The sequence below is a fragment of the Christiangramia crocea genome (assembly GCF_022410465.1).
Lineage (GTDB): Bacteria > Bacteroidota > Bacteroidia > Flavobacteriales > Flavobacteriaceae > Christiangramia > Christiangramia crocea.
The window spans coordinates 300,905-312,986 of record NZ_JAJSON010000025.1 but is presented as its reverse complement, the minus strand read 5'-3'; the positions used below and the strand labels follow the sequence as shown (position 1 = coordinate 312,986).

Genomic DNA, 12,082 nt, shown 5'->3' with positions numbered 1-12,082 from the left:
CTCGACTCCAACCCCTACAGAATGAAATCCTGAACATTACAGGTATTTAAAATTGAAATAAAGAATGAGATATGATCAATAAGAATATTACTATAAGGGTTGCTGTCTTATTACATGTATGGATAATATTATTCTCGTGTAAAGGAAAGACACATGATAATTCCCTCGCTGTTTTTGACGCAGAGGAGGAGGTTGTGCGTCCAAACATTATTGTTATTGTGGCCGATGATGCTGGTTATATAGATTTTGGATTTATGGGCAGTGATGATCTTGATACTCCCGAGATTGATGCTTTGGCCGCTGATGGGGTAATATTTACCGATGCTCATGTGACTGCAACGGTTTGTGCACCTTCCAGGGCGGGTTTAATAACGGGAAGATATCAGCAAAGAATGGGGTTTGAAGCAAACGGAACAGGAGATGGCAGTTCAGGAGATATTGGCCTGTCTCCCGATGCTATAACAATGGCCGGAATTTTTAAACAAAACAGTTATAAGACCATAGCCTTGGGAAAATGGCATTTAGGAAGCGAAGCCTCCGATCATCCCAACAATAGAGGCTTTGATGAATTTTATGGCTTTTTAGCCGGAAGCCGTTCTTATTTTCCGTTAAAAGATCCTTCCGAAAATAAAATGCTCCAGCATAATGGAAAACGCGTAGGGTTTAAAGGTTACCTAACCGACATCTTAGGAGACAGGGCTGTACAATATGTGGAGGAAAACAGAGACCAGCCATTCTTTATGTATTTGGCTTATAATGCTGTGCATACTCCTATGGAGGCCAAGAAAGATGACCTTGAAAAATATAAAAATCATCCCCGTAAGGAGCTGGCCGCTATGACGTGGTCACTAGACGAAAATGTGGGAAAACTTAGAAAAAAATTAAAGGAACTTGGACTGCTTGAGAACACATTAATCTATTTCCTGAGCGATAATGGAGGAGCTCATAATAATCAATCAGAGAATGGAGATTTAAAAGGCTGGAAAGGCAATGAATTTGAAGGGGGCCATCGCGTACCCTTTATTTTAAGCTGGCCTGGGAATATAGAGGGAAGGGAGACTTTTGAAGGGCTTACTTCGTCTCTTGATATTTTCCCTACATCCCTTGCTGCGGCAGGAATAAAAACAGATTCTCTGAAGCTTGACGGGGTTAACCTGATTCCTTTTCTAAAAGGGGAGAAGCAGGGAGATCCGCATGAGAAATTGTTTTGGCGCAAATTAGAGGAGGCAGCCGTAAGGATAGGCGATAATAAGGTTGTTAGACTTAAAAATTATGGTTCTGTGTTGTACGACCTGGAAAATGATCGGGGTGAAACCCAGGATCTTTCTACCCGGGAACCTGCAATTCATCAGAATCTGATGAAAGAACTTGAATCCTGGGAATCTCAAATCAGAAAGCCTTTGTGGGCCGAAGAGAGTGACTGGATGGAAGTTACTTATTATATACATAGGCAACTTATGCAGAATAAACCTGTTGAATATGCCGATCCTTATACGATGCGCAGAATAAATTCAGAGAAATATCAGTAAAATAATAGCATGAACCCTTTTAGTACAAAGAAATTATGATGAAGTAATGTTAACCATCCATGCAGGATTCTAAAACTGAATGCATATGAAGAAAATAGACGAGAATGGTCGCTATGACAATAACGAGAAATTACATATTGCTACCGATTGTATAATTCTTGGGTTTGAAGAACAAAAACTGAAATTGCTTCTTTTTAAAAGAAAGATAGAACCTATGAAGGGAGAATGGTCTCTCATAGGAAGTTCGATAAGACTTAATGAGGATATTGATGCAGCCGCACAAAGAATTTTGAAAGAAAGTACAGGATTAGATAAAGTGTTCATGCAGCAATTAAAAACTTATGGGAAAAAGAATAGAGAGCCTGGTTGTCGTTTTATTTCTATAGCGTATTATGCACTAATTAATATTCCAGATCATGTTATGGATGAAACTAAGGAGTATGATGCTCGTTGGTTTGAAATAGATGAAGTTCCAAATCTTATCCTGGACCATGACGAAATGGTAAAAGATGCATTTTTACAATTAAAACAAGATGCCAGACATAAACCCATAGGGTTAAAACTTCTTCCGGAGAAATTTACATTTACTCAGTTGCAAAAGTTGTATGAAGCTATCTTCAGAACTGAATTTGATGAAAGGAACTTCCGCAAAAAGGTGGGTTCCTTAAAAATGCTAAAGAAGCTGAACGAAAAAGATAAATCTACCAGTAGAAAAGGAGCTTTTCTTTATAAGTTCAACATGGGCAGGTATGAAAAATCATTAAAATTGGGGCATATTTTTTAAGCTAATAGCTTAGTTAGAAGGTATTATAAATACTATAAAGTACAGAGAAGATTGGAGGAAATCAAAATGAAATCTAAAAGTATTATAGTAATGCTATTGTTTTTTACTTATGAAGTGAAAAGAAGAAAATGGTAATTAGCTTTCTATTAATAGGCGTGGTCGCAATAAATACTTAGAGTCAGGTAACTCATGGCCTTCAGCACGAAGTAATTTCAAATAAGACTCTTTGGGATGTGATTGACAAAGAGGAGTGGCTAACCAGACTTTGCAGGCTGATAAAAATATAGAATTGTTTGCGATGGACGATGCCTTTGAGGATCATCTAAATGAAAGTTTGATGAACCTACAAGAGCCCCATCTTGGTGGCGAACAGTCAGTGTATAAAGGAGGGAAATTTACCGGTTTCGATACTTATTAAAAGGAAAAGATAGGAATGAATATCTGAACAATTCTGTTTATGGGGAGATGGTAGAGACCGTTGATACAAACCTGAGATGGATACTGAAATATTTGAAAGATTTTGGCCTTGAAAAGTATACTTAATCATATTGACCTCCGATAATGGCGGTAATGGTTGATAATTCTCAAAGTTATATTATTATCTAATTTGACTTTCTACGCTACTTCTTAGCAGAATCTTCTTTGCACTGGTTTTTTTTTGAAGTTTTTGTAATCGATTTTCTAATTGTTTTACTTTATCGGAATATTTTGAGGATAGGTCATTGATCTCTGAAATATCATATTTGAGATTATACAATTCTTTTTTTCCGGTTTCGTAAAATTGGATAAGTTTCCAGTTCTGATGTCTAATGGCTGCGCCGGGCGACCAGGCACTTCCATGATAATGTGGATAATACCAAAATAGATCTCGGTTCTCAAAATTTCCCTTTCCGGTTATTAAAGGAGAAATATCATTACCATCCAAATTATTACTTTCATAGGCTATCTCCGCCATTGACAAAATTGTAGGGAAGAAATCGTGTCCAATGACAGGTTCACTTATAATTTTTATACCCTCATTGTAACCTGCGGGTTTTATTAAAAGCGGTACACGGATCCCACCTTCATATAACCAGCCTTTCCCTGCTCTTAACGGAATTACGGCGGTAGGTGCTATACGCTTTTTTGTATTTTTTATGGTTGTAAGTCCGCCATTATCTGAGGTGAAAATAAGGGTGGTATTCTCATATAATCCCTCTTCCTTTAATTTCTGAATAAGACGACCAATATTTTTATCCATCGCATACACCATAGAGGCATAATTGGGGTTGTATTGTTCTAGTGTGGTAATGCCCTTTCTTTCCTTTCTTGTATTGGACTTTGGATTATTTAGGCTGGCTAATTTTTTTTTGAATTTGCTAATATATTTTTCATTTGACTGAATTGGTGTATGAACTGAATAAAATGATAAATACAAAAAGAATGGTTTTTTACCAATGCTATCCAGAAAATTGATGGATTCATTCGTGAGCCTGTCGGTCAAATATTCCCCTTTTGGACCGTCGGTTAAGGCTGGATTATTATAAGGTGAATAATATCCACCGGCAGGACTTCCCTTATGAAATCCACCTATATTTTTATCGAAACCCTGATGCTCCGGAGAGTATGCCTTTTTTCCAAGATGCCATTTACCGACATAAAATGTAGAATAATTATTTTCTTTGAGTTTTTCTGCGATTGTTATCTCTTCAAGAGGGAGCTCATTTAAAATGGGAGGCTCCTTTAATTTCTTATTTGGGAAGCGTGCACCCGGGATCCAGTCGGTTATTTTTAATCTGGCAGGATGTTTACCAGTAAGTATAGCAGCCCTTGAAGGAGAACATACAGAGCCAGAAGAGTAGGCATTATCAAATTGTATGCTTTCTCTGCTTAAGGAATCTATATTAGGGGTTTCATAAAACTCACTTCCCATATATCCCAGATCTTTCCAGCCTAGATCATCTACCAGAATGAATACGAAATTTTGTTCCTGAGCTCCTGCAGAAAAATATAGTGTAAATATCAATAGAAAGGAAAAGAGAGTTTTCATTTAGGTAGTTTTATTTCTGTTTTATTTGGGTCCTATACTGAATGGGTTTAAATTATTCTTTTTCTAATCCACCATAAGGGAAATATTTATTTTCCGAACGATCTTCTCTAAAGATTTTTTCCGCTTTTTCAACTATTTTAGGATGTTCGGATGCAATGTCATAGGTTTCGGAAATATCCTTTTTAAGATCAAAAATTTCGATTTCAGAATGTATACCATATCTCACTGCTTTTAGGTCTCCTATTCTGACTGATTGTCGGAAAATATCAGATTTAGATCTATTTTTATTCTTTATCAACTGAATTTCAAAATTTAAATAGTCATGTTCTGGCTGACTTTTTCCAATAAGTTCGGGTAGAATTGAGATGCCATTGGTTTGCTCTGGAATTTCAATTCTGGCAACTTGAGCTAGTGTGGGCATAATATCCTGAAAGCTACCTACATGATCACTAACAGCACCGGCTTTTATTTTTCCTTTCCAATAGGCAATAAAAGGAACCCTAATCCCCCCTTCATAAAGATCACGTTTAAAGCCTTTCAAATTTCCATTGCTATCAAAAAACTCATAGTTATGTTTTACATTATGAGGTCCATTGTCACTGGTGAAAATAATAAGGGTATTATCCAGCTTGCCAAGATCATCGAGCTTTTCAAGTAATCTTCCTATTTGTTTGTCTAATAAGGTGATCTTAGCTGCATGTTTTCTTTCCTCCTCTGGCCAGTCTTTATTAGAATACAGCTCTTTATTGCCTATCTGATATTCATGGGCATGAGGCGCCCTAAAAGACATGAACAGGAAAAATGGTTTGTTCGTATCTATCCTTTCCAGATATTCCAAAGCGAGATCTGTTCTAAATTCATCCTTAGAGTTATAGTTATCAATTTTATAATAGATGCTGTCCTTTATGCCATTTATATACTCCATATTCTTGGTAAAGGTTCTTCCGTATTTTCCTGTGCCCCATTGTTCCTGAATAGCAAAAGCAAAACCTCGATTATAGGCCCAGGTGTTTACATCTTCTGGAACACCCAGATGCCATTTACCAATAAAACCGGTTTGATAACATGCTTTCTGTAACAATTCTCCAAGGCTGAGTTCATCTTTATTTAAAGGAACTCGTTTCCACTGGTTCTGCGCATAAATACCCTTATTTCCTCTAACAGTGCTATAAGAAATACTTTTACCGGTTAAAAGTACAGCGCGGGATGGAGCACAAACAGCGCTCCCGGCATAAAAATTGGTAAAACGCATGCCATTAGCGGCAAGATCATCCAATACTGGTGTCTGGATCATTTGCTGGCCATAACTACCAAGCTCGGCGTAGCCAAGATCGTCTGCGAGTAAAAACAGGATATTGGGTTTTTTGAAATCTCCCTTGCTTACTTCCTGAGAAAATACATTCAGAACGAAAATGAATAATGGAAGACAGAAAATACTTTTTAATCGCATAATACAATGATGTTAATTTAGTTAGCTCATGAAACACCGGAAAACAGGCTATTTTACAAGAATGACTTCGATTATCAATTACTTTTCCGGAACAATCCAATATGAGTATTGATAGGATTGGTAGGGAAGTAAATATTCTATTCTCGGTAGAGCCCCCCAACTGTTCACACTACCCACTCCCGAGGTAAATCCATCAATATTCAGATAAACCTCTTCCCTTGGTATTAACAAGTTGCCATGTGCCTGGCTCTTCGTTTTATCAATTCCCGAGTCCAGGTCTTCGATCTTAAAATGGGACGCCGAAAAGTGAAAAGGATTCTCACTATAAAATTTAACCATCGTACCGTTCTCCTTTTCAAAACTAACCCATCTTACATCGGTTCTGTTCCCATTTTCCTGAGGTCTGGCGTAGTTGGTAAAAAGTTTCTCGATACTGCTTTTGTAAATTCCAATCTTTGCCGCATTTTTACGATCTACATAAGATTCAAACGGACCGTTACCATACCAGATAGATGACTCAAATTCTTTTGGCAGTACGAATTCATTTCCGAATTTATAAATATTGGAATGCGTTCCTTTCTTAAGTTTTTCTTTTTTGCCGTTCAGATCTATATTTTTTGGATCCATTCCTTTTAAGGCTTTAAAATCGTTGTTTATATGTATTATCCCATCTCCGGATATATGATAAGTTTGGGTTAAATGAGCATCACCTTTAAGCAGGTCCTGTTGAAAAGTGATCTTTATAGATCCATTTTCTTGTTGGATAATTTCATAGGATACGGTATTATTCTTTTTAGCGGCTGTTAACCATTCCCGGTAAAGCTTAGGTGTCATGGCTCCATAATCATTATCTGTTGGTGCTCTCCAGAAATTTGCCTGCCCTCCTTTTTTTAATATTTGCTCCCCTTTGAAACTATAGTTTTTGATTGTAGCTTTATTAGGGTCGAATTCTATCCTGAAGTTATCATTATAAGCTGATATAAGATCAGATTCTTCCTTTATTAATACTGCTCCATTTCCGAGCTTTAATCCGGGAAGATTTATCTTTCCAGAATTGATAGGAAATTGTGCTGATGCGATCTCATAACCGGCATCCAGAAGATTCCCATCTTCTTTAAGTTTGATCGAAAGATTCAGGAAATACTCTTTTGAATTATTTGTTTTGGTTTTATAGGGGATCTCTATGATCTTGCTCTCCTGAGGCTGAATATCAAGCGTATGGATACTTCCATTTTCAACGGGTGCACCATTTTCTAATAGATTCCATTCCAATAGGTAATTAGACAGGTCCCTGAAAAAATACCAGTTTTTAATTTTGATTTCTCGGGGTGTCTCTGTTTTATAGAATTTGATGTTCTGTAGTATCTTTTTCGCTTCATAAATATGCGGATTCGGCGTTTTATTAGCTTTAAGAAGACCATTATTCAGAAAATTGTGATCGCTTGGAGTTCCTTCAGGTCCAAAATCACCACCATAGGCGTAATATTTTTTTCCATCCTTATATGTTTCCAGGCCTTGGTCCTGAAAATCCCAGATGAAACCTCCCTGTAATTTTTTATGTTTTTCAAAAAGCTCCCAATATTCTTTAAGACCTCCAAGACTATTACCCATGGCATGAGCATATTCGCACACAATGAATGGGCGTTTCTCTTCCTCATTCAGCGCATATTTCTCGAGTATATTATAATTAGCATACATTTTCCCGATAATGTCTGTATTCCATTCGCTGTTTGCGCGTTCATATACAACCACTCTTGTAGAATCCAATTCTTTGGCCCGGTTATAGGTCTGGTAGAAATTGTATCCGTTCCCGGCCTCATTTCCCAACGACCAAGCTATAATCGAAGGATGATTTCTGTCTCTAAGAATCATGCGTTCGGTTCTTTGCATATGGGCCTCTAACCAATCGGGATCGTTCCCCAAGGTTTCGGTTAATTTATATCCCATTCCATGAGACTCTATATTCGCTTCGTTGTATACGTAGATTCCATATTTGTCACAGAGTTCATACCAATATGGATCATTGGGGTAATGGGCGGTTCTAACCGCATTTATATTGAATTTCTTGAAGATTTTGATGTCCTCCAGCATACTTTCTCGGCTAATCACATGACCGCTTTTGGCGTCATGTTCGTGCCTGTTTACACCTTTGATCAATATAGGCTGGCCATTAACCAGTAGCTGCCCATCTCTAATTGCGATATTTCTGAAACCAGTTTTCTCGGTGATCACTTCCAAGACTTCTTGGTTTTCATCTAAAAGTTCTATACTGAGGTCATATAGAGTGGGGGTTTCTGCTGACCAGCTTAAAATATTCTGAATTTGCTCATGAAAGAATATACTTGAATTTTGGTTCTTTCCGGTTTTAAAAGCTTTGGTGGCTTCATAAAGCGTATTATCATCTTTCTGAAGCTTTACGCGGATCTTTCCTGACTGCTCTTTTTTGCTGAAATTTTCGGTTTCCACTGTAACTGAAAACTTACCATGCTTAAAACTTTCGTCGAGTTCTGAGACCACCACAAAATCTCTGATATGGAGTTTAGGAGTGGCATATAAATAAACATCTCTTTCAATCCCAGATAGCCTCCAGAAATCCTGATCTTCCAAGTAACTTCCATCAGACCATCTGTAAACTTCAAGAGATACTGTGTTTTCTCCTGCTTGTAAATATTCAGTAATATCAAATTCCGCTGGAAGCTTAGACCCCTGACTATAACCAACATCTTTACCATTAATCCAGATATAGAATGCTGATTTCACAGCACCCAGATGAATAAATACCTGTTTATCGTTCCATGACTCGGGGATACTAAAAGACTTTTTGTAGGAGCCTACTGGATTATAGTTATCAGGTATTTCAGGTGGGGTAGGCGTGGCTTCAAAACTAAAAGGGTAGGAGATATTGGTATAAATAGGAATGCCATACCCTTCTATTTCCCAATTTGCAGGAACAGGGATCTCGTCCCAGTTACCGGTGTTGAATCCGGTCTGGAAAAAATCAACTGGTCTCTCTTTTGGGGAACGAGACCAGTTGAATTTCCATAAACCATTAAGGGATTTGTAATTGTTTGATTTTTTCAAATCCCTTTCCCTGGCCAGTTCGGCAGATTCGAAGGCAAAAAAAGATGCGTGTGCAGATCTTTTGTTTTTACCAACGATTTTTGGATTCTCTAAAGTTCGGTGCAGGGTTTGCGTATGCATATTGGTAATAAAAAATATGCTTAGTAGTACTAATAATTGTATTTGATAAGTATTCTTCATACTAATTTGTACTTGCAATGATCAATTGTTTATTCTTAACATATGGGGCTTAATCTATTTTGGTTATTCAGACTGTTGCTTGTATTCTTTAAGAAGTTTTCCGAAGCCTGGTTCAATACCTTTCTTCATTTGCTCCAAGATCTCGGGTCTTTCTTCTTTGACCCATTCTATCACCTCCACCGCTCTCGGTGACTGACAATTTTTCCAGTCAATGGGGTCGAAACCATGGTCATGATACTTAGCATTCCAATCTTTATAATAGGCTCTCATTTTTTCGACTACTTGTTTATATGCAGGATCATTGATGAGGTTATTCTGTTCGTAGGGATCATTAACGATGTCGTAGAGTTCCTCCGGTTCCTTGGAATCTTCAAAGAATTTACCCTGCAACTTAGTTAACTCTCCTTTTTTATCGAGTTCTCTCATCACATGTACAGCTGGTCTGTAGAATTCAAGATAAGCCTGGTGAGCATCATAAGACCTATCTGTAACATTATTCTTGATATATCTGAAATTATGAGTAGTAATTGCTCTTGACTCCTCCAGGATTTCATCCCAAAGATCCCTCGCTGAATAAATATATTCACGTGGATTCTCATCTTCTTCTATTACAGATCTTGCCGTCATATATGAAGGTAATTCTACACCGGCAGCTTCAAGGATCGTGGCAGCAACATCCACGGAGGCTACAAGGCGATCATCTTTTTTCCCTCCCGTTAGGCCAGCAGGCCAGTTAACTATTAAGGGTAGGTGTAAGCCTGGTTCATATAGATAACCTTTTCCTCTAATATTACACCTGCCATTATCTCCTATAAAAATAACAATAGTATTATCACGCATTCCTTTCTTTTCCAGATCATCTAACAATAGCCCTACCTCATGATCCATGTATTCTATCTGGTCCAGATATTTGGCCCAGTCAAGTCTTACTTCTGGTGTGTCAGCATAATACGGAGGTAAAACCACATTATCCGGATCAACTTTATGCTTGGAATTAGCTCTTACTTCATCCCACCAATCACCTCGGTGGGTGACTTTTAGTGTGACTTGATTAAAGAATGGCTGGTCTTCAACATTAAAGCCATTAGTTTTATCAAAGAGTCCGAATTCGGTCTCTCCGTTCCATTCGCCAAGAGTACTATGTTTAAAATTGACATCAATCTTCTTACCCATTCCTTTAGCAATTCTGTTTCCAATGATACAAGTATAGCCAGCATCGCGTAGATAAGTAGTAATAGGTTGGTAAGGTTTCTCGAGAGGGATTTCCCGATTCGAGCGGTGATGCTGGGCATTGATTATATTTTGATGAACACCGGTCATCATATTGGATCTGCTTGGAGAGCAAATTGAATTGTTCCCATAAGCATTCATAAACTGAACTCCGCTGCTGGCTAGTTCATTAAGAACCGGGGTCTTAACCGCTGGCATCCCATAAGTTTCCAGGTCTGTACTTATATCCTCTGCTAAGATCAATAGGATGTTAGGCTTTTGAGTTCTCTTTTCTTGTGAATTACAGCTGGATATAAATATTATAGTAACCAGAAATGTAATTAGATATATGTTCTTATAAGTCATTATAATCAATATTTATTTTTAATTATTTCTATTGAATTGTCGCATCTGCCTTGGGTTCCTGTATTTGATCGGCTCGTTCTGCATTAGAGATTTATGAACATGATCTATGACAGCCATCCATTCCTCAGATTCTTTCCAGAGAGGGGGGATTAATCCAGATTCCCAGGTTTCTAATTTTGAGCTAAGCTCATTTAGGGTTAGACTATCAGATTGAGACAAATCATGCTGTTCAGCTAGATCTTCATTAAGATTGTAAAGATTACTGCCATAGCCTTCAAGTCTAATTAATTTGAAATCTCCCACCCTGGCGGCAGACTTATTAAGCTTTCTCCAATATAATTCCTTATGAGGATCTCCTTGCTTTTCATTTTTCAAATAAGGCAGGAGGTTCACTCCATCCAAATTTAGAGTTTCATCTTTTTTAATATCCGCAGCAGCAAGAGATGTAGGGTAGATGTCTAAGGAGGAAGTTAAGCCATCAAACTCTTGCCCTGCTGTGATTTTGCCGGGCCATTGTACAATGAATGGGACTCTATGTCCTCCTTCAAATTTTGTTCCTTTTGAGCCTTTCAAATATCCGTTGCTCGATTGATTCGCGTAGGAACCACCATTATCACTCAAAAAATAGATTAGTGTGTTTTCATAGATTCCTTGTGCTTTAAGAGCAGCCATTAATTTTCCAATATTCTCGTCCAGAGACCAGGTCATAGCTGCAAGTTTTTGGCGTGGGTGGTCCTTGTATTTTTCTAAATGTTCTTTTTTCGCTTCCATAGGTGTATGCACAGCATTATATGCTAAATACATAAAGTAGGGCGCATCCTTGTTTTCTTCGGAAAAGGCTATAGCACTGTCGGTAAGGACATCGGTAAGATATCCTTCAAATTTGATACGTTTCCCATTTTGTTGCAACATTCTTTTTTCATTAGGATCCTTCAAAGGAAAATAAGAACGTGCACCATCCAGGAATCCGTAAAATTCATCAAATCCTCTGTTGTTGGGCTGATCATCCTGACTGGCCCCTAGATGCCATTTTCCAAGAGCAATGGTTTTATATTTATTTTTTTGTAGAGTTGAAGCCAGAGTGATTACATCGTCTCCTAGGCCAAGATCCCCGGATTTTGCATCACCTGTATGATTGGCTTCAAACCCAAATCGTTGCTGGTAGGTTCCCGATAATAGACCTGCTCTGGAAGGTGCACAGACACTTGCGCTTACATGTGCATCCGTAAACACTACCCCTTTTTTGGCTAATTCATCAATATGAGGTGTTTCTAGGTCTTTACTTCCCATAAATCCAAAATCCACATATCCGGCATCATCTAAAAGAATCACAATAATGTTCGGTTGGCGTGTTTCTAGGTTCTCATCATTCTTATCCTTATTGGATTTGCAGCCAATAATGATTAGGCATATTAAAAATATATTGAAAAATTTGAGCTTCATGTTTACCTTAA

At 37.8% G+C, this 12,082-nt stretch carries 8 protein-coding genes; 3 read left to right on the top strand and 5 right to left on the bottom strand.

The features are described 5' to 3' along the window. Nucleotides 1–71: 71 nt before the first annotated feature. The 3 genes from LU635_RS12985 to LU635_RS12975 all read left to right on the top strand — a co-directional run bounded on the left by LU635_RS12985 (nucleotide 72) and on the right by LU635_RS12975 (nucleotide 2,731). Nucleotides 72–1,529: a sulfatase-like hydrolase/transferase gene (locus tag LU635_RS12985; RefSeq protein ID WP_240099923.1), complete on the top strand. Its 1,458-nt coding sequence runs from the start codon at nucleotides 72–74 to the stop codon at nucleotides 1,527–1,529. Between the two features lie 85 nt (nucleotides 1,530–1,614). Beyond that, entirely contained in the window at nucleotides 1,615–2,313 is a 699-nt protein-coding gene (locus LU635_RS12980; RefSeq protein ID WP_240099920.1) for an NUDIX hydrolase, read from the top strand. Nucleotides 2,314–2,563: 250 nt separating this feature from the next. Next, nucleotides 2,564–2,731, top strand: a complete 168-nt coding sequence (locus tag LU635_RS12975; protein WP_240099918.1) for a hypothetical protein — start codon at nucleotides 2,564–2,566, stop codon at nucleotides 2,729–2,731. A gap of 180 nt (nucleotides 2,732–2,911) precedes the next feature. Here the strand turns inward: LU635_RS12975 and LU635_RS12970 are convergent, their stop codons facing one another. The 5 genes from LU635_RS12970 to LU635_RS12950 all read right to left on the bottom strand — a co-directional run bounded on the left by LU635_RS12970 (nucleotide 2,912) and on the right by LU635_RS12950 (nucleotide 12,071). Next, nucleotides 2,912–4,342, bottom strand: a complete 1,431-nt coding sequence (locus LU635_RS12970; RefSeq protein ID WP_240099916.1) for a sulfatase — start codon at nucleotides 4,340–4,342, stop codon at nucleotides 2,912–2,914. A 52-nt stretch (nucleotides 4,343–4,394) separates the two neighbouring features. Further along, complete coding sequence (locus LU635_RS12965) at nucleotides 4,395–5,792, bottom strand: sulfatase-like hydrolase/transferase (protein WP_240099914.1); 1,398 nt, start codon at nucleotides 5,790–5,792, stop codon at nucleotides 4,395–4,397. A gap of 78 nt (nucleotides 5,793–5,870) precedes the next feature. Beyond that, the gene (gene lacZ / locus LU635_RS12960) at nucleotides 5,871–9,053 is read right to left on the bottom strand and encodes a beta-galactosidase, LacZ type (protein ID WP_240099912.1); all 3,183 of its coding nucleotides are present in this window, start codon (nucleotides 9,051–9,053) and stop codon (nucleotides 5,871–5,873) included. 63 nt (nucleotides 9,054–9,116) lie between these two features. Then, complete coding sequence (locus LU635_RS12955) at nucleotides 9,117–10,526, bottom strand: sulfatase family protein (protein ID WP_240099910.1); 1,410 nt, start codon at nucleotides 10,524–10,526, stop codon at nucleotides 9,117–9,119. A gap of 120 nt (nucleotides 10,527–10,646) precedes the next feature. Further along, nucleotides 10,647–12,071, bottom strand: coding sequence for a sulfatase-like hydrolase/transferase (locus LU635_RS12950; protein ID WP_240099908.1), 1,425 nt, complete (start codon nucleotides 12,069–12,071; stop codon nucleotides 10,647–10,649). Nucleotides 12,072–12,082: the final 11 nt, after the last annotated feature.

Bases quoted from the DNA above. Each gene is read 5' to 3' on its own strand.
- LU635_RS12970 (WP_240099916.1), bottom strand. From the start codon at position 4,342: ATGAAAACTCTCTTTTCCTTTCTATTGATATTTACACTATATTTTTCT.
- LU635_RS12985 (WP_240099923.1), top strand. From the start codon at position 72: ATGATCAATAAGAATATTACTATAAGGGTTGCTGTCTTATTACATGTA.
- LU635_RS12965 (WP_240099914.1), bottom strand. From the start codon at position 5,792: ATGCGATTAAAAAGTATTTTCTGTCTTCCATTATTCATTTTCGTTCTG.
- lacZ (WP_240099912.1), bottom strand. From the start codon at position 9,053: ATGAAGAATACTTATCAAATACAATTATTAGTACTACTAAGCATATTT.
- LU635_RS12980 (WP_240099920.1), top strand. From the start codon at position 1,615: ATGAAGAAAATAGACGAGAATGGTCGCTATGACAATAACGAGAAATTA.
- LU635_RS12950 (WP_240099908.1), bottom strand. From the start codon at position 12,071: ATGAAGCTCAAATTTTTCAATATATTTTTAATATGCCTAATCATTATT.